Source organism: Pseudoalteromonas sp. SS15 (genome assembly GCF_049257195.1).
Lineage (GTDB): Bacteria > Pseudomonadota > Gammaproteobacteria > Enterobacterales > Alteromonadaceae > Pseudoalteromonas.
Genome location: NZ_JBMMUD010000007.1, coordinates 88,217 through 106,109 on the forward strand (window position 1 = coordinate 88,217; position 17,893 = coordinate 106,109).

Consider the following 17,893-nt stretch of genomic DNA (forward strand, 5'->3'; position numbering starts at 1 on the left):
AAGCAAGGTTATTTTTGCGCAAGGTGAAATGAGCAACATTAACTGCTGCAATGGAGTACTCAATCTATCGTTTTTACGTCATGTATGGCGACAATTTAAAAGGCACATTCGGTAGCACCGACTTTATGTCGGGTTTATTGACCCCTGCACATCTCACCTATACCAAAACAAGACGCGAAGTAAATTCGCTGCTACCAAGAGTGCAAAATACACGTTGCGAAGCAATGTTATTTTTGCGCAAGGTGAAATGAGCAATATTAACGGCTGCAATGGGGTACTCAATCTATCGTTTTTACGTCATTTATGACGACAATTTAAAAGGCACATTCGGTAGCACCGACTTTATGTCGGGTTTATTGACCCCTGCACATCTCACCTATACCAAAACAAGACGCGAAGTAAATTCGCTGCTACCGAGACGAGTAACTATTTATACCAAACACAAAAAAGCCAGTGCATTGTGACACTGGCTTTTGCTTGTTTGAAACACTGAGCTATTAACCAAAGAAGCCTTTTAATTTGTCTTTCAGCTTATCTTTTACTTTCTCTTTCGCTTCTTCTTTGGCTTTGTCTTTTGCCGCACTGCCAAAGTCGAGTTTGTAATCCACCTTGTGGAATGGGCCTTTAATACGCAGCGGTACTTTAAAGCCGGTGCTGTCATCGCTGCTTGCTTGGCCTTCTATGGTATCAACTAAGCCTGTGACTAAGCGGTAATTCACATAAGTCTTAGGTAAATCGACTTCACCGCTGCCCGTAATTCGTAACAGCGGGCTGGCAAGGTTTAGGTCGGTATTGGTGCCGACACCATTTTTAAAGGTAAAGGTGCCTGTCAGTGCCGAGAAATCGGTTTTCTGATTTGGATCGAAGTCGGCGTTTAGACCTTCTTTTAATGATGAGAAGTCACCTTTGAGCATTTCGCTGCCTTTACGCATCATCTCTGCGATATTGGCCCCTTTTACGCCACCATCTACAAAGCTAAACGCCAGATTACCTGCTAATGCCGACACAAACTGCTTCTGACTTTGACCTTGGGTGTTCAGCGCCCAACTGATGCTGCCTTTACCTAATACCTTGTCAAAGCCGACCGCATCAGTCAGTAATGGTTCGGCGTTGATGTCGGTTAAACTAAAATCGGTATTGATCTGATAAGGCGCACGCTTGGCATTCACCACCACTTTACCCTGCCCTTTACCTTCGTAAGCGTTGAATTTATCTAAGCCTAAACGTGCTTTGCCGTCTTTTAGATTAACTGAGAATTGGTTTTCACCCAGTTTGATCTCTTTGGCAATGAGACCCGTTGAACGCACTTTAATGTCGGCGTCTAAGGCATTAAGACCCGATAAATCAATCGGAGTGTCGTCCCATACAATCGGCTGTGCCTCACCCGGTTCTGCAGGCTGTGCAGGCTCGGCTGGTTTTTCTGGGCTCTCAGGCAGATATGGGTTGAGGTCTAACATACCCAGGTCAATGTCAGCCATGACATTTAAACGCGCGCCTAAATCGATTTGGCTTTGCCCTTTAATTGCCAGTGCATCAAGTTTGGCTTCGAATGCGCTCAGTTTAAAAGTCTCTCCAGCTAAGTGCATCTCACCAGCGACACTAAACTGATTAAAGGCGTTGTCTTTGGCTTTTAGATCAATGCCCTGCCACTGGGTAATGGCTTTTACTGAATCACCTGCCAGTCTCAAGCTACCTTTAATGTCTTTGCCTTGTTGAGCAATGGCACCGTTAAATTCAAGATCTAATAACGCCGACGCCAAAGTTTGCGTCACATTAAAGGTTTGCCCTTCAATGGCTTTTGCTGGTGTGTCGACCTGGGTATTTAATTCAAAACGCTGTTGTTGGTAGGTTAACCCCCCTTTCACATCAAGCGGCTTGAATAAAGAAGGCAGCGCTACAATTAATTCAAAGTCACTCACCTGCTGTTTTGCGCCAGTCACGCCATCAAGATAAGTCAGTTGACCCCCGTAAATCGCCACTTCACCTAAGCTGACATCAAACCCTTGGGGTAATTTTACCGGGCCAGCGGCCTCATTCGTTTGAGCTGTTGGCGCAGCGGCGGTTGTTGGCATGATCTGCCAGTTCGCTTTGCCTTGTTTGTCTGTTTCTAGCAAGATGTTTGGATTGCGGATCACAAAACGCTCTAACTTGGCTTCACCACTTAATAACGACAACCAAGGAATATGCACGGCAAGCTGTTCCATACTTACCATATTTTCAGCACTACCCGAGGCCATATTGGCAAAAGCAACGTCGTTTAGTTCTATACTTAGGCTTGGAAATACCGTTAGCTGGCTTTCACCGGCAATGGTGAGTTTACGACCAGTGGTATTTTCGACTTGTTCTGAAACCTGCTTAATAATGGTGTCGGTTGGGATCAAAAATGGCGCCGCAACCACAGCACCAACGGCCACAACAACCACACCACCGATGACTTTTACAAAGCGATTCATTGCTTTTCCTTACATTTGCAATTGATGTTACTAATCATAACGGCTGAGACGAAAAAAATCTGCACACAATGCCAATGAAATTAATATGATACCTAGGGGTTACAAAAAACCATTGACCTCATGATACCTACAGGTTACATTGATACCCATAGGTATCATTACGAAGGAAAACATGGCATGACAAACCTAGAAGTTAAAAATGAAGAGAAGCACATTACATTAAGTGGTTGGTTTTGGCTGGCACTTGGCACAGTGTTACTGTTCATGGTGATCACTGACGCGTTCAAAGACAGTGAAAATCAACAATTCTTCAATATAGGCTTTGTGGTGCTATTTGTTGGCATTGCTGTTTTTTACAAAATTAAAGCGTTCTTCAATTCAAAAAAATACACTGACGGCTATCAGGACGAGTTTATAAAGCAAATGAACCATAACGCTTGCCGCCATGCTTTTTATTGCACTGTCGGTGTCATTTTTGCGATTTGGGTAATTGGAGATGCCATTGCCATTCCATTTACTCATGAAACAATGTCACTTCTGTACTTGGCCACTGCCAGCTTAAGTTATGGCGCATCGATAATTTGGCAAAATAGAGACTAACAACTATGCAAGTTAAGGTTGCTGAATTAAGAAAGCTCAACAATTTATCTCAACAAGAGTTAGCCGATTTAATTGGTGTTTCTCGCAAAACCATTAGCACCATAGAAACTGGCCGCTTTACCCCCTCGGTGGTGATTGCATTAAAGATTGCGCGCCACTTTGAGCAACCGGTTGAGTCACTCTTTGAATTAGAGACAAATGATTAACGCTAAAAAAGGACGCTTACTATGAAAAAACAGATAATCGAGTACTGGGCTACTTTGCCCAAGCACACACAGTATGAAATAGAAACTCACCTTGCCATTGTGTTACCAGCGATAGGGTCAATTCTTGGCGCAGCTTTGGTGTTGGCCTTTTAATTCCGCCTCCAAAAACTCAGCTTGTAAGCTCCTGCAGATGCTGAGTTTTCTTACCTCTTGTAATAAATAAGCGTTTCTTCGATTGCATCCACGTCTCACTTAGGTATGATCCACGCCCTCATTTGTGTAGCACAAGTTCTGCTACACTTATTTGGTTAGCTAATTAACCCGTAATAACTTAACCCGTGGAGACACCAACCCCTATGAAAAAGCTGCTCATTTCCCCGTCAAAAATGGCATTGGGTGAACAAGAAAGTCAGATTTACCAAAACATTCTTAAGCAATCTACCGAGATAAGTTTGAATCTGATGGCAGTCAAAGTAGAAAACCACCCAGAAGACTTCTTGGGTTGGTGCTATGAGTTATTAGATGTAGCAAAAAACCGCATCAACTTCGACTTGCTCGACGACCACCAGCTTCCAACGGTTAAGAAGCTACAAGATTTGTTAATTTCTGCTATCAGCTTTTTACAGCTTAAAACGCTACGTATTGCACCTTGGCCGGTGATCTGTGGCTTTATCGAGCAACATAAAGACGTATTGGCTCTTGAAGAACAGTTAAAGCTAACCAGCTACTTAGCACCGATGCGCAGCACGCCATTAAAAGAGATGATCGCCGAAGACCGTTTAGCGTTCACGGGTAAGCATGCTGCAAGCTTAGATACCAGCGTTTATAACTTCGATGTTGAGTGGTTTGCTTCAACTAAGAGTGCGAAAGGGTTCCACCAGCTATTAGCAGACTTACCAGGTGCATTTGATGACGCCCTTGCGAACATTCCTGCTGAAGGTGACGTAAGCGAGCAAGACTATCAAGCATTTATGATTGGTTACTTAAGTGCATTTGCGGGCACAGATGAAAAACCAACCCTTGCGCCTGCTTCGCGCCTATTAGCGATGCGTCGCCCTGATGTGTTCACGCCTATTAGCAACAACCGATTAGATGCCCTTTGCCAAGCATTGGGTATTAGCCGTTTAAACAACCGTGACTTCGAACGCTATTGGTCAGATGTTGTGATGAGCATCCGCACTATGCCTTGGTTTGCAATGACGACTGAAAACGGCGAATTAGAAGAGCAACTCGCCAGCATCAAAGCACTGTTACCTTGCTTCTTCTATTATGCTGACAAAGACACGGCTGATAACTCTAACTATATTAAGTTATTAAATAAGCCTGTACGAAGTAGCCGCAGTGGTGGCACTAAAACCGTTCGTCGCGGTAAAGAGTCAGCAGAGGTATTGGTTGATCGCGCACTTGCTGATGAGAGCATCCCTGATCATATTCGCGATAAGCGTGACTCAATCATCGCAGAGGTTGAAAAAGGCCGTAGCGTAGACGAGACCATCGGCTTAATGCGCGCTATCTTTGGTTAATTAAATCTACATAACCTTCTTATAGAAATATTTATCTAAATTTGCACGATATGTTCAAATATCGTGCAAGCCGCTCATTTAACGCACTAACATTGTGCATAAAAATTCTAACCAAAAACTACTCGTTATAAAAAAACATTAATAATCAAAGGGTAAACTACATTACTATGCAGCCTGAAAAGTGGTGCACGCATTGCTTTTAAGATTAGGAAAATTTAGCGCACATAGGAATGAAGATGAAAAAGACAACCTCTCTCTTACTTAGCTCACTATTACTCGCAACTTCGACTGCAAGTTATGCTGAAGTCACCGCAAATATTGCAGCAAGCTCAAACTACTTCTGGCGTGGCATTACACAGTCCGCTGATGGTGCAGCCGTATCGGGTGGCATTGATTATGGTAACGACTCTGGTTTTTACGCTGGTACTTGGGTATCAAACATCGACTTTGGCGGCAAAGAAAGCTATGAGATGGATTTTTATGCGGGCTTCAGCGGCTCTGCAGGTGATATTGGCTACGATGTGGGCTATGTCTATTACGCTTATCCAGATGCCGAAGGCAGCATCGACTTTGGCGAACTTTATGGCGAAGTCAGCTATGACGTATTAAGTGCGAAAATCAGCTACCTAAGTAATGCTCAAAGCGGCTCAACTGCAGAAGAAGACATGCTGTATATTGAGCTGAACGCTGCATTTAGTGTATTCAATGACACTGAACTTGGTTTACATTTAGGTCGCTCAAGCGGTGACACTGTGACTGAGTGGTACTCAGAAGATAACTATATGGATTATGGTTTTAGCCTAAGCAAAGATGGTTTTACTTTTGGCGTGATCAAAACTGATTTAGACGCCGATGACGATATGAAAGCATACGTCAGCTATGCAATGGATTTTTCTTTGTAATTTAAAGATAAAGGGAGCTAGTAGCTCCCTAAATTATTTGATTAGCAGGGTACAAGAACCGTAAAGGCCAATGTGCCATCTTTCCAGTAGTAATGCTTTTCACATTGTTGGTTATCCCAAGCATCACCACCAGACGAAGTATTATTAGAGTGTGTTACTTCATTTCTTAGGTACTTATCAAACTCTCTTTCTACACAGGGATCTAAGCCTTGTAATCTGCCTGCTTTACCATAACCACTTAATGACACTCCACCAAGAACCGTTAAAAGCGGATTAACGTCAACCTCGATTACCCCCCATCTATCATTCCAAGTTAAGCCATACACCACTTTATAATCAGGTATGTCTGAGGCAGGAACATCTGGGTTTCTTCGCTCCCAATCAATTTCAGTATTAAAAACACGGACAACATCTTTCCAAGAGCCGGAGTAACTAACCCCTGACACTTCAACTGAAAAGCCATCACCATTCATGCTTTTTACCATGAATGCTTTACTTGGAGCTTTGCTCTCTCGGTTGATTTTTTTATTAACCGCTTCAGAGAAACGAGTTGTTGCTTTACCATCATAAACTGCATCGAATGCATCAGAAATATATGCAGGGCAGCTACCTGCATTTTGACTATCAGACCTAAAGCCTTGAGGTTGAGAAGAGTGAATAACGAAGTCTCTGCCGGTTAAGGGCACTCCTTTTAATTCATTCTCAAGTTCAGACGCCAGCTTTTCTAAATTGTTTGCGGTTATGTTAACTCGACGAATTGCCTCATAATCTGTGGTGTTGAGTCGAGCTCTTTCAATGGCTAATTCAAGCCATGCCGTGCCCTGGTTATAGTGGCGAACTGTAAAAGCATGATGATTATTACCTTTCGCATCAGCAATAATCACCTTCCTAGGTGATGAGTGACATGTCTGAGTTCCAGATGTCATAGAGCCACTTGGATTACTCTTGAAACACTGAGATGAAGGCGCGTATTTTTTAGCTAATTTCTTAGATTCTGAGTATGAACAGTCTTTACACATTATTAATTTTGTATCGTTATCTTGACCCATCGCCATGAAACAAAAAACTAACAATGACAAACCCGCAAAGATTTGAAGTTTCATATATATTCCTTATATATTTTTTAACTATTAGCTTGTTACTGATTTTAGTGAAAAAACACCAGCCATGTTACCAATTTAAAAACAAAATAACTAATGCGACTTAAACACTTTAAAGATACTCTATCTCTCTGAAATCAGTCTTTGCATATACTCAAGGTTTCAGAACAACCTTAGCATTTAAAGGCACCTGCTCCTGATACTGCAATTGCAGCTCATCACCATGATTCAATACCCCTACTCCTTCTGGTGTCCCTGTTAACACAATGTCGCCCGGCATCAGGGTAAAACTTTCGCTGATCTCTGTGAGTAAACGTTCGATGTTAAATAGCATGAGTTCAGTTTTGCCATGCTGCTTTAAATCACCATTCTGCCAATACTTATATTCAGCACTCTCAAGTTCAGTTGGTGATTTTAGTGGGTAAAATGGTGTAACAGGGCAGCTGCCATCATAAGCTTTGGCGCGCTCCCAAGGATGACCTTTGCTTTTAAGCTCACTCTGCACATCACGTAAGGTTAAGTCGAGAGCAAGCCCAACTCCGGCAATTTTTGTTAGCACATTTTGATCGCCGTATGAAATCGTTTCGCCAATTAACAGGGCTAATTCGGCTTCGTAGTGATGTTCACCTAAACGTTTAGCGAGCGTAATCTCTTTGAAAGACTGTAAACATGTACTGGGTTTAATGAACAGAATTGGCCGGCTCGGAATAGGGTTATTCAACTCTTGTGCATGCGCGGCATAGTTGCGCCCAATACAAACTATCTTGCCCGTCGGTAGGTTTATTGACTCGCCTGTGTGCCATTGATGTTGATACATACATGCTCCTATTTGATACCTGTTATTTTCGCGCAAAGATTAACATAACAGAGTTATTTATAAGCTTTATTTATTAAACCTTAAGTATTCACCAAATTTATATTTTGAAAAACAAAAGGCCTCTACAACAGAGGCCTTTAATGATTGAGCTAAGCTATCAATGAATATAGCTCATACAAATTACAGCGACTTAATATTATCGGCTGCTTCTTTGTCGATCAGTTTTACAAATGGGTCAATACCCGCAAACTTAGGTAAGTCTTTTACTTTCAGTTTGATCACGTTATCACCCGTCGTAATACTGTGTTTTTGCAGATACATCACATTCTCGCCTTCATTGATGTCATCAGGATCGGCTTTGAACAGGGCAATGTCTACCATTTGCTCAAGTGGTACATCTTCTTCGTTACCTTCCCCATCCGCATGCTTTTTCGCCGCTTTTACGGTAAGCGTAATAGTATGAAGTTCACCTTCAGACTTAGCCTCTTCAATTTCAACGTCAGCCAACCTTAACTCGTATAATGTAATTGAGTTAAATTGGTCTTCGATGAAGGCTTGCTCTTGCGCCGTTGCATCAGACTTCAAGTATGTAATGAAATCAAGCGTAGTCGGGAAAACATCACTTCTGAAGCGATAGTCATCAATGAAGTTACGCAATGCTTTATTCAGACGCGCTTCACCCAGTAGGTCATACAATGCCAACATTACGACTGATCCTTTATTGTAATGAATATGCTGCTGCCCCACTGTTCTAGCAAGCGTTCGCTCTTCATGGGCTTCTGTTGTACGACCACGCAGATATATATCAAGCTCATACTTCAAAAACTTACGTAGGTTGTGCTCACCGTACTTCTCTTTCATCACCATAATGGCCGCATACTGAGACAGCATTTCAGACAGAATATTCGAGCCCTCTACGTTTGCCCCAATCACCTGATGCGCCCACCATTGGTGTGCCAGTTCATGAGCTGTAACATAGTAAGGTAAATTAATATTCTCAGGATTACGGGTATCGGTTAAGAAACCCATCTCTTCTGAGTAAGGTACAGTATTGGCAAAACTCTGCGCAAACGAACGGTAACGCGGGAACTCGATAATACGCATTTGCTTATGCTGATAAGGGCCAAACTCTCTTGAGAAGTAATCAATTGAATCTTTTGTTGATTCAAGCATAGTATCCACATTCCACGCATGATCTTTGTGATAGTAAACCTCAAGCGCAATACCTTTATACTCTTCACGTTTCACTTCTAACTCCATAGACAGCATGGTGTAGAAGTGCAGCATAGGCGCATCCATCTCGTATACATAAGTTGTACGGCCATCTTTGGTTTCTTTCGACTGCAGGTAACCCGGCACCATAGCCACTTGCGACTCATCGGTCGTAACGCGAGCTGCAAAGGTAATAAAGTTATCAGCAAAGAGAGGTTGATTATGATACTGCGTCTCTTCGATTTTGTTACCAAGCTTTAGCGGCTCAAGACCACGTTTACGGCGCTCGTTTTTATCAAAGATCTGCTTACCCTCACTATAACCAAAAGTTGGGAATAGATCGGTATTATCAATAAAAGTACCGTTATGTACCAATCGGGTATCACTACCTCGGTCAACAAACCCTAGAGTTTGACGCGCCACCGACATAGTTAAAGTACGACGCTCACCCGGCAACATAGGTTCAGATAAATTCATCCAAGCATGCGAATAATCAGTGTTTAATTCGCCGAGTTTTGCACCCGGCATTTCAACCGACCACTCAAGCGTATGTGCAGGCTTGTTCACCAAGAAGCGCTCTATGACTTCTTTACTCTTGTTTTCGACCTCTAAAACAACCGTTGCTTCAATACGGCGTGTTTTAGGGAAAATCTCTGCATCAAGTTTCACATCAAGTGGGATAGGTACTGGCGCATCTCTGAATTGCACAAACTCACGTTCGTACTGCTCAGAAAGATCTTCTCTATCGTCTTGCGTGATAAACTGATTAACGACTTGAGTGTTATAGTAGATATAACTACCACTGCCTACAAATAGGGCTGCACCCGCAACAATCACAGCTTTACCAGCAAGACCTAGCTGATAATTCACCTGACTTAAACGCGCCTTGAAAGTTTGCCCTGCGCCACGCGGCCATAGTGCATAGCTAAACGCTGCCAAGATCATCGCAAAACCAAACCAATACACGTTATACCAATGTGCTGCACTTAAGAAGTGACCATAGCCGTTGATATCTGAATATGGCGTGCTTGGCGTACCACCGATGTGCCATAAATTATGCTCGAAGCCATAACTCGAAATAACTTGGGAAGCTATGAAGTAAAGCACAAATAGACCCATACCCATATATTTACTCGGGCTAACGACTTGTAATAAGAACGCCACAGTTCCCAAAATGAACAGCCCAAATGCAAATAAATAACCAAGGCGTATCGCGTACTGTGAAATTTCAATATGTTCTATGCCTGAAATAAGCTGATAACTCATGGTGATCAACGAACCAAATACGCATAACAAAGTAATGACAAGTACTAAGGCGCAGTATTTAGAACCCCAGAACACCCAGTTCGCAACCGGATAAGAGTCAACAATTTCACTCATTCTCGCTTCGCGGTCATGCCAAACTAATTCGGCGCAGTAATAGACCAAGACAATGATCATCAAGATTGAAAAACTACCCTGGATCAGCTCGACCATTCTAAAAGTAACAGGCCACACATCTGTGCCATATCCGCCAATTGAACTGACGAGGCCAGGAATTAACATACCAAGACTTAAAATAACCAAGACTAAGAATGAATAGCTAAAAATAACCTGCTTCACTTCGAAGCGAGTACGCATTGAAAAGTGTGCCCAAGCACTGCTGGCATTGGCTTTAAAATCAATACGATTTAACAGCGCTTGCGCTTGACCGTTTTTCACATCGCCTTTCGCCTTGCTTTTGGTTTTTTGCTTTTGCGGAAGATAATGTGTTTTATCTAGTACCAAGGTCAGTAAGCCAGCAACCGCCAACACACACCAAAGGATACGGTTATAGAGTAAATCACCGGTTAAAGTGAGTATTGAGACATTGCGATCAGCAATCGTCCAGTACTCGGTTTGTGCATTCGCTGCCGACAACGCAAACATATCTATGTATGTAGAAAGTGTGCGGTATTCGATATCAGAAAACAGATTACGAGAGATTAAATAACCAATCAGAAGGGCCACCGCAACTAAGTACATGGCAGGCATACTTCTGAATTTTTTCGCAACCACGACAAATAAACTAGAAATGAAGAATAAAGTAGGCACAGCAAGATAGAGATACGGCGTTAGATAATAAGATAGCTTATTTGGGCCAATCATCTCAGGGTCAAGCCACTGCATTAAGCCGCCAAAACCAGATCCTATCCAAATACCGAAAAGGCACATAGAAAAAACGATCATAGTAACAATGTAAGCACCCAAAAAGCGCCCTAATCGGTACTGTACTATGTCTAAAGGTTTACTAAGCGCAAGCTCGCTGAATTTGCTTATTTCGTCACGAATTGCTGCACTACCTACAAAGTTAACCACTAAGAAAATGCCGAATACCGACATAGTGCCAACCACCTGCATAATGGCAAATGGCGAGTTCACGTTCACATTACCTGCACCACCTATTTGTACGGTGTCAGACACTGACGCCAAAAAGGTCAGTAAAAATAAGATAAGTGAAGTGACATAAAACGAGGGCTGACGAATAAAGAATCGCAGCTCAGATTGCATCATTTTAAATAGCATTAACCGACTCCTTATGCAGCTTGGCTATTACGGTGTTGATGCAATGTCGAGAAATACACATCTTCTAGATCTGCAGGTACTGCATTGAAGCCTTCTGGCGCTTCATCAGCAAATACATTCAGCAAAGTATTACCCGCAAATAAGCGTTTAGAAATAACCGGTAAGACTGCTTCTAACTCTTTTGCTTCAGCTAGGCTTACAGACTTACGCCAGATCTTACCTTGTAGCTGCTCGGTTAAATCAATCGGGTTACCTTCAAGTAAAATTTGACCACTTGCCAATACTGCCATATTCGGACAAAGCTCAGACACATCTTCTACTATGTGCGTCGATAAGATAATGACCTTACTTTCACCTAAGCCCACTAATAAATTGTGGAATCGGTTACGCTCTTCTGGGTCAAGACCCGCTGTTGGTTCGTCGACAATCAGTAAGTCAGGATCGCCAAGTAGTGCTTGCGCAATACCAAAACGCTGACGCATACCACCAGAGAAGCCACTTACAGCATTTTTACGGTGGTCATATAAATTGGTTTGGGCCAGTAAGCCTTCAACCGCTTCTTTACGTTCTGCTTTATTATTTAAGCCTTTTAGCACTGCCATATGATCAAGTAAGTCATAGGCACTGACGCGTGGATAAACACCGAAGTCTTGTGGTAAATACCCTAAACGCTCACGAAGCGCTTTTGGCTGTTCGAGTACGTTAATCCCATCAAACTCAATACTCCCCGAATCAGCGGATTGTAATGTTGCAATTGTACGCATAAGTGAAGACTTACCTGCGCCATTTGGCCCCAGTAATCCATACATACCTTTTGGAATATCTAAATTCACCCCGCGTAACGCGTGAACGCCATTGTCATATGTTTTTGAAAGCCCAGTTATTTTAAGCATTTACATTCCCTTTTATTGAACAAATAAGCAACGCTGTTATAGCAGCTTTACATTACAGGTACAATTAATACCCTGCTAACAATTGCAATAATTTGTAAACACTGAAACACTAGCGACAATTAAGAATATCAAGGGGATGAACATGCAAGACCATGCAAACCGACCGCTAAGTGACTTTATTGAATACCCACAAGACGAGATGCTGAGCCGCGCTGAAAGCTTTTTAGACAACTGTAAGCGTCGCCACTCAATTCGCAGTTTTAGCAACCGTCCTGTGCCAAAAGAAATCATCGAAGCCTGTATTAAAACCGCAGGCACAGCGCCAAGTGGTGCCAATCACCAGCCTTGGCATTTTGTTGCGATCCACTCAGCCGATGTCAAAAAGCAAATTCGCCAAGCAGCGGAAGATCTAGAGCGCTCTTTTTATGAAGGTCGTGCAGGTGAAGAATGGCTAGATGCCCTAAAACCATTAGGCACAGATGCACAAAAACCGTACCTTGAGCACGCACCTTGGTTAATTGCCGTATTCAGTCAAAAGAAAGGTGGTATTCACTCTGAAGATAAGAACACCAACTACTATGTGCATGAGTCTGTGGGTTTAGCGACCGGGTTCTTAATTCAAGCATTACATAATGCGGGCTTAGCAACACTGACTCACACGCCAAAACCGATGAGCTTCTTAACCGATATTTGTGGCCGTGACCGCGATAATGAGCGCCCTTATATGTTGTTGATTGCGGGTTACCCGAGTGAAGATGCGACTGTGCCAGAGCACGCTTTAGTGAAGAAACCAATGGAAGAGATTGCGACGTTTTTATAAAAAACGCGCGCTAAGAAAAAGGCCCCATTAAAGTATGTGGCCTTTGCTATTTACGAACGTTTAGTCGATTAAATCGCAGGCTTCAATGCGATTTTCTCGCCCGCTTCTAGCCCAGCCAGCACTTGTACTTCATTGTTATTGACTGCTTCACCTAACCGAACATAACGCTTTTGCAATTGCCCTTGCTCAACCACTTCAACCATGGTCAATTGCCCATAGCGTTTCACCAGTTTACGCGGGATCACAATGGTGACTTGCTCTTCACCCGGTAGAAAGACTTGTGCATACATGCCCGGTTTGACTTCTTTGGCAAAACCGATATCAAGTTTGATGGCAAAACGGCGCGCTTGCTTATCAGCAACTGGGACAATTTCGCTAATTTGCGCATACTCGGTTAAGCCAACGGCAGGCACAAACACTTTTAATTTGTCGCCAACTCTTAAAAAAGCAGCTTGTTGTTCACGCACCGGCGTATGAACTTGTAACTTAGTCGGGTTATACAAAGACACTATCGCCATGCCAGGACTCAGCATAGTACCAGGCTCTTGTAAGCGCTCTACCACTTTGCCATCGATTGGCGCATGAATTTTGGTGTATCCCAAAGCAACTTGCGTGCCTTCAAGCTGCTGAACCAAAGCCGCAGACTGCGCTTCTAGTTCATTCACTTTGGTTTGCCATTCATCAACCTGATTTTGTGCCACAAGCCCTTGGGCTTTTAGTGCAACCACACGTTCTAATTGCTTTTTAGCTTGTGCAAGCTGGGCGTCATTGGCGCTTTGCTGAGCCTTAACTTGCTGAACTTGTGTTTTTAAGTCAGCATCTTCAAGGGTTGCGATTAACTGCCCCGCCGATACAGTATCGCCCGCACGTACATGTAAGGTTTTTAACTGCGCCAGCACACGACTCGACACGCGCGTATTAAACTTGGCATCGACGCTGCCGCTGACGACTTCAGCGCTTTTGACTGCGTGTAAACTCACGGTATGAGTTTGACCATTATATTCTTCAGCAAGGGCTTTTGTGCCCGCGGGCATTTTTTCGTTAAACACCCCAGCCATGGCCGCAATGGCAATCGCTAACACGCCCATCGCCGCACTGATCCCTGCAATTTTAGTTACTTGTTGCATCTTGCTGCCCCTGTTGCTCGGTTGATTTGAAAACTAAGAAATACACCACTGGCACCACTAACAACGAGAAAATTGTTGAAGCGATAATGCCAAACATAATGGCCAAAGCCAGCCCACTAAATACGGGGTCAAGGATGATCACCGCATTACCCAATAAAGTCGTGCCTGCGGTGAGTAGCACTGGGCGCATACGCACCTCACCTGCGCGCACCAAAGCTGCTTTTAATGCCATGCCTTCAGCTCGAGCCTGATTGATAAACTCAACCAAAATAAGTGAATTACGTATTACGATGCCTGCCAGTGCTATCATGCCTATCATAGCCGTGGCGGTGAATAAAATAGGCTCAGGTGCGCCCGCAATCACGCGTTCGCCAAACTGATTCAATGCCCAAAAACCCGGCATAATGCCAATCATGGTCAATGGAATGGCCGACATAATTATCAGCGCCAAGCGGTTCGAACCCGTTTGCATACGTAATATGATAAATATCGCCGTGAGGGCAAAAGCAAAGGCAATGCCCATATCTCTAAACACATCGACAGTAATGCGCCACTCACCTTCTCCGCCAAAGCTATAGCTGGTGCCTGCTGGCATTTGCCAACCTTGTGTGCCGCCTGAGTTTAAGAAAGTGCGTGTTTGCCAAGCTTGGTAGTTTTCCTCAGTGCGATTTTCATCTGCAACCACATCGGCGATGACTTCAGCAGGCGTTCGACCATTTAACTCCGCCATGACATACACCACGGTTTGAAGGTCTTTGCGCATGATCGGTTGTTCAACATGATGCTGTTGCCACTTGCCGAGCTCAGACAGTGCAACCAAAGGTCGTGCAGCACTATCTAGGCCATAATCATTGGCGACTTTACTTAATGCCTGTTGACCCGTTAACTGCACGGCCGCCAAAGACTGCCATTGATTGCGCACTTCATACGGTACTTGCAGTTGCACCGGCACTGGCATGGCTTCATGCGGGGTATATAGCACACCCGCAGGCATACCTTGGCTGGCTATCTGTAAGGTTTGACTAATATCTTGAGTGCTAATGCCTGATAACGCCGCTTTTTCTTTGTTTGTCACAAAACGCGCCAAAGGGGCGAGCTCAGCAATAGAAGTGTCGACTTCAACCACATGGGGCTCTTTTGCTAAACGTTTAGCCAGCGCATTTGCCGCCTCATGATGCACGTGCGTTTCAACAAATGGGTCGGCGGTGACTTCGGCCACTAAGGTGTTTAACACTGGTGGACCCGGTGGCACTTCGACCACTTTGACCTTGATACCATTTTGGTTGAAGGCAGCCAGCGCCTGACGTAAACGCAATACCACCCCATGAGATTGGTGGTCCCGTTCGGTTTTATCGTTCAGTAATACACGCAAGTCAGCAAGATGCGGAGCATGACGGCGGTAATAACCGCGCACCATACCATTAAAGTCCATACTCGAAGGTTGACCGACATAAGCGGCAACCGCGGTGATTTCGTTAAGCTGCCACGCAGCTTGTTGTACTTGTCGTGCCACTAAGCTGGTTTGCTCCAGCGAGCTACCCTCTGGTAGCTCAACCAATATTTGCACTTCATTCTTGTTATCAAACGGCAGCAACTTAAGCGGCACGGCTCTGAAGACTGGTAAACTAGCGCTCAGCATAAACAGCACCAATACCGACCACAGCAACCACTTTGCTTTCTTATTCGAGTCTAATAGCGGCATCACTAACTTGCTATAAAGACTCTTGCCCTCACCGATTTCTGGCTCTTCGATTTCATGGCCTTTAAGCAGCTTTTTGGCAAGCCAAGGCGTGACAAAGAAGGCCACAACGGTTGAAACCACCACACTCACTGGCACATTAAACGCCATCGGCACCATGTAAGGGCCCATCATGCCGGTGATAAATGCCATTGGCACAAACGCCACCGCGATGGTTAACGTCGACATCAACAACGCTACTTTAATTTCGCTCATCGCATCAAGAATGCGCTTGCTTGACGAGTCTGATTTCTTACCATGTTTTAAAAAGCGGCTGATGTTATCAACACCCGTGATTGGATCATCAACCAATAAACCTAAAGACAAGATCAGTGCGAATAAGGTGACACGGTTAATGGTATAACCAAAGGCAAAATCTAGCGCCAGTGTAATGCCATAACAAATAGGCACAGCGAGGCCAACCACAATCGCTGGGCGCCAGCCTAGAAAGACCCCAACAAAGACCACCACAGTAAAGACCGCAAAGGCCAAACTCGCAGTGAGATTATTTACTTTCTCATTGGCCGTTTCGCCATAGTTTCGCAGTACTTTGAAATCGACTTCAGCAGGCAATAAATCGGCTTTAAGCTGCACCATTTTCGCCAGCGTTTGCTCGGCTACCGCCACGGCATTACTGCCTTTTTGCTTGGCAACGCTGATGGTGACAAGAGGCAAATCTTGCTGAGTATCATCAATGGCCAACCACTGATATTGATTTGGCTCGCTAGGGCCATCGGTGACTGTTGCAACATCTTTTAACAATACTTGCTGACCGTTTACGACATTCACTGGCAGGCTCGCCACTTGTATTACATCGCGAAGCACATCACCCGCTTGAAGTTGAATTTGTTGTTTGCCCGTCACCAGATGACCGACTTGCTGTAATTGATTCGACACTTGCAGTGCGTGTAATACATCTAAAGGCGTGGTTTGATGTGCAGATAGCGCACTAATGTCTAAATCGACTTGAACTTGGCGGGTACGACCTGCGAGCACTTCAATGGCACTGGTATTAGGAATTTGTTGCAGGTGATTGGATAGCTCTTGAGCAAAGCGCGTGAGTTCATAGTCGCCATATAAACGGGGGTCTTGTGAGTACAAGCCCAGCATTAAAATTGGCACATCATCGACTTCTATGGGTTTGATCTGCCAATTGCTGATCACCGGCGCCATTTGCTCTTGATGTGCATAAAGCTTGCTGTAGGTATTGAGAATGGCGTTTTCTCTGTCTTCACCGACATGAAAGCGCAGTGTCACAACCGCTTGGCCGGTTTGTGTCGTAGAGTAAACGTGCTCAACACCGGGGATTTGTCGCAATAACTTTTCGAGTGGCTCAGTGACTAAACGCACTACTTCAGGGGCACCTATGTTTGGCGCCTGCACATGAATGTCGAGCATAGGCACCACAATTTGTGGCTCTTCTTCACGCGGCGTAAACTGTAAGGCCATTGCCCCCATTACCAGCGATAAGAACAAGATCACTATGGGGATACGACCCTGTAAACTTGCCGAAATGGCTTTTTCTAATCCCATCATTATTCACCCGGTTGGCAAAAGAGTTGATAAAGCTGCTGTAAAATCGCCTCAACCTTAGGATCGGTAAGACGATAGTAAATCGTTTGCGCATCTCGACGGGTGGCAACACATTCAGCCTTTCTTAACGCTGCAAGATGCTGGGAAAGTGCCGATTGAGTCAACGGTATCGACTCATTTAATTGCGTCACGCTCATTTCACCTTGCAACAAGCTGCATAAGATCATCAGGCGATTTTTATTCGCCATCATTTTTAATAACTGCTCTGCTTGCTCGGCGTTATGCGCCATATCTTCAATTTGCATACATGTCCCCACGGTCGATTTTCAACAAGTATAAACTATACATTAGAAAAGTCTAATATTAGAGCTTGCTAATTTAGGGTTTTCTAATAAACTAATTATGACTATGTCTTCTATTCTTAA

General features: G+C 44.0%; 15 protein-coding genes. 7 read left to right on the forward strand and 8 right to left on the reverse strand.

Annotation, left to right across the window (positions count from 1 at the left end; translation table 11 throughout):
* Positions 1-269 precede the first annotated feature (269 nt).
* The gene (locus AAEU28_RS15280) at positions 270-464 is read left to right on the forward strand and encodes a hypothetical protein (protein ID WP_421964905.1); all 195 of its coding nucleotides are present in this window, start codon (positions 270-272) and stop codon (positions 462-464) included.
* Between the two features lie 33 nt (positions 465-497).
* Here AAEU28_RS15280 and AAEU28_RS15285 read toward each other — a convergent pair whose 3' ends face one another.
* Complete coding sequence (locus tag AAEU28_RS15285) at positions 498-2,453, reverse strand: AsmA family protein (RefSeq protein ID WP_421964906.1); 1,956 nt, start codon at positions 2,451-2,453, stop codon at positions 498-500.
* A gap of 177 nt (positions 2,454-2,630) precedes the next feature.
* Here AAEU28_RS15285 and AAEU28_RS15290 point away from each other — a divergent pair, with 177 nt between their 5' ends.
* From AAEU28_RS15290 to AAEU28_RS15310, 5 genes are all read left to right on the forward strand, one after another.
* Positions 2,631-3,053: a hypothetical protein gene (locus AAEU28_RS15290; RefSeq protein ID WP_421964907.1), complete on the forward strand. Its 423-nt coding sequence runs from the start codon at positions 2,631-2,633 to the stop codon at positions 3,051-3,053.
* A gap of 5 nt (positions 3,054-3,058) precedes the next feature.
* Entirely contained in the window at positions 3,059-3,259 is a 201-nt protein-coding gene (locus tag AAEU28_RS15295; RefSeq protein ID WP_421964908.1) for a helix-turn-helix transcriptional regulator, read from the forward strand.
* A 21-nt stretch (positions 3,260-3,280) separates the two neighbouring features.
* A complete protein-coding gene (locus AAEU28_RS15300) occupies positions 3,281-3,412 on the forward strand; it encodes a hypothetical protein (protein WP_421964909.1) in 132 nt (43 codons plus the stop codon).
* A gap of 203 nt (positions 3,413-3,615) precedes the next feature.
* The gene (locus tag AAEU28_RS15305) at positions 3,616-4,782 is read left to right on the forward strand and encodes a hypothetical protein (protein WP_421964910.1); all 1,167 of its coding nucleotides are present in this window, start codon (positions 3,616-3,618) and stop codon (positions 4,780-4,782) included.
* Between the two features lie 236 nt (positions 4,783-5,018).
* Positions 5,019-5,684 carry a TorF family putative porin gene (locus tag AAEU28_RS15310; RefSeq protein ID WP_421964911.1) on the forward strand — a complete coding sequence of 222 codons (666 nt, stop codon included), beginning with the start codon at positions 5,019-5,021 and terminating at the stop codon, positions 5,682-5,684.
* 41 nt (positions 5,685-5,725) lie between these two features.
* Here the strand turns inward: AAEU28_RS15310 and AAEU28_RS15315 are convergent, their stop codons facing one another.
* From AAEU28_RS15315 to AAEU28_RS15330, 4 genes are all read right to left on the reverse strand, one after another.
* Complete coding sequence (locus tag AAEU28_RS15315; RefSeq protein WP_421964912.1) at positions 5,726-6,787, reverse strand: hypothetical protein; 1,062 nt, start codon at positions 6,785-6,787, stop codon at positions 5,726-5,728.
* Between the two features lie 151 nt (positions 6,788-6,938).
* Entirely contained in the window at positions 6,939-7,601 is a 663-nt protein-coding gene (locus tag AAEU28_RS15320; protein ID WP_421964913.1) for a fumarylacetoacetate hydrolase family protein, read from the reverse strand.
* A gap of 180 nt (positions 7,602-7,781) precedes the next feature.
* Complete coding sequence (locus AAEU28_RS15325; protein ID WP_421964914.1) at positions 7,782-11,357, reverse strand: ABC transporter permease/M1 family aminopeptidase; 3,576 nt, start codon at positions 11,355-11,357, stop codon at positions 7,782-7,784.
* 11 nt (positions 11,358-11,368) lie between these two features.
* Positions 11,369-12,250 (reverse strand): ABC transporter ATP-binding protein, encoded by an 882-nt coding sequence (locus tag AAEU28_RS15330; RefSeq protein WP_138477738.1) that lies wholly within the window; start codon positions 12,248-12,250, stop codon positions 11,369-11,371.
* A gap of 142 nt (positions 12,251-12,392) precedes the next feature.
* On the opposite strand from AAEU28_RS15330, the gene AAEU28_RS15335 reads away from it, so the two are divergent.
* The gene (locus AAEU28_RS15335) at positions 12,393-13,070 is read left to right on the forward strand and encodes a nitroreductase family protein (protein WP_421964915.1); all 678 of its coding nucleotides are present in this window, start codon (positions 12,393-12,395) and stop codon (positions 13,068-13,070) included.
* A gap of 68 nt (positions 13,071-13,138) precedes the next feature.
* Here the strand turns inward: AAEU28_RS15335 and AAEU28_RS15340 are convergent, their stop codons facing one another.
* The 3 genes from AAEU28_RS15340 to AAEU28_RS15350 are packed head-to-tail and all read right to left on the reverse strand — an operon-like array spanning position 13,139 to position 17,773.
* The gene (locus tag AAEU28_RS15340) at positions 13,139-14,197 is read right to left on the reverse strand and encodes an efflux RND transporter periplasmic adaptor subunit (RefSeq protein WP_421964916.1); all 1,059 of its coding nucleotides are present in this window, start codon (positions 14,195-14,197) and stop codon (positions 13,139-13,141) included.
* The gene (locus tag AAEU28_RS15345) at positions 14,181-17,471 is read right to left on the reverse strand and encodes an efflux RND transporter permease subunit (RefSeq protein ID WP_421964917.1); all 3,291 of its coding nucleotides are present in this window, start codon (positions 17,469-17,471) and stop codon (positions 14,181-14,183) included. Before AAEU28_RS15345 ends, AAEU28_RS15340 begins: the two co-directional genes overlap by 17 nt.
* A complete protein-coding gene (locus AAEU28_RS15350; RefSeq protein ID WP_421964918.1) occupies positions 17,471-17,773 on the reverse strand; it encodes an ArsR/SmtB family transcription factor in 303 nt (100 codons plus the stop codon). Before AAEU28_RS15350 ends, AAEU28_RS15345 begins: the two co-directional genes overlap by 1 nt.
* Positions 17,774-17,893: the final 120 nt, after the last annotated feature.

Excerpts from the sequence above, each read along its gene's own strand:
- AAEU28_RS15280 (WP_421964905.1), top strand. The coding sequence starts at position 270 with ATGGGGTACTCAATCTATCGTTTTTACGTCATTTATGACGACAATTTA.
- AAEU28_RS15285 (WP_421964906.1), bottom strand. The coding sequence starts at position 2,453 with ATGAATCGCTTTGTAAAAGTCATCGGTGGTGTGGTTGTTGTGGCCGTT.
- AAEU28_RS15290 (WP_421964907.1), top strand. The coding sequence starts at position 2,631 with ATGACAAACCTAGAAGTTAAAAATGAAGAGAAGCACATTACATTAAGT.
- AAEU28_RS15295 (WP_421964908.1), top strand. The coding sequence starts at position 3,059 with ATGCAAGTTAAGGTTGCTGAATTAAGAAAGCTCAACAATTTATCTCAA.
- AAEU28_RS15300 (WP_421964909.1), top strand. The coding sequence starts at position 3,281 with ATGAAAAAACAGATAATCGAGTACTGGGCTACTTTGCCCAAGCACACA.
- AAEU28_RS15305 (WP_421964910.1), top strand. The coding sequence starts at position 3,616 with ATGAAAAAGCTGCTCATTTCCCCGTCAAAAATGGCATTGGGTGAACAA.
- AAEU28_RS15310 (WP_421964911.1), top strand. The coding sequence starts at position 5,019 with ATGAAAAAGACAACCTCTCTCTTACTTAGCTCACTATTACTCGCAACT.
- AAEU28_RS15315 (WP_421964912.1), bottom strand. The coding sequence starts at position 6,787 with ATGAAACTTCAAATCTTTGCGGGTTTGTCATTGTTAGTTTTTTGTTTC.
- AAEU28_RS15320 (WP_421964913.1), bottom strand. The coding sequence starts at position 7,601 with ATGTATCAACATCAATGGCACACAGGCGAGTCAATAAACCTACCGACG.
- AAEU28_RS15325 (WP_421964914.1), bottom strand. The coding sequence starts at position 11,357 with ATGCTATTTAAAATGATGCAATCTGAGCTGCGATTCTTTATTCGTCAG.
- AAEU28_RS15330 (WP_138477738.1), bottom strand. The coding sequence starts at position 12,250 with ATGCTTAAAATAACTGGGCTTTCAAAAACATATGACAATGGCGTTCAC.
- AAEU28_RS15335 (WP_421964915.1), top strand. The coding sequence starts at position 12,393 with ATGCAAGACCATGCAAACCGACCGCTAAGTGACTTTATTGAATACCCA.
- AAEU28_RS15340 (WP_421964916.1), bottom strand. The coding sequence starts at position 14,197 with ATGCAACAAGTAACTAAAATTGCAGGGATCAGTGCGGCGATGGGCGTG.
- AAEU28_RS15345 (WP_421964917.1), bottom strand. The coding sequence starts at position 17,471 with ATGATGGGATTAGAAAAAGCCATTTCGGCAAGTTTACAGGGTCGTATC.
- AAEU28_RS15350 (WP_421964918.1), bottom strand. The coding sequence starts at position 17,773 with ATGCAAATTGAAGATATGGCGCATAACGCCGAGCAAGCAGAGCAGTTA.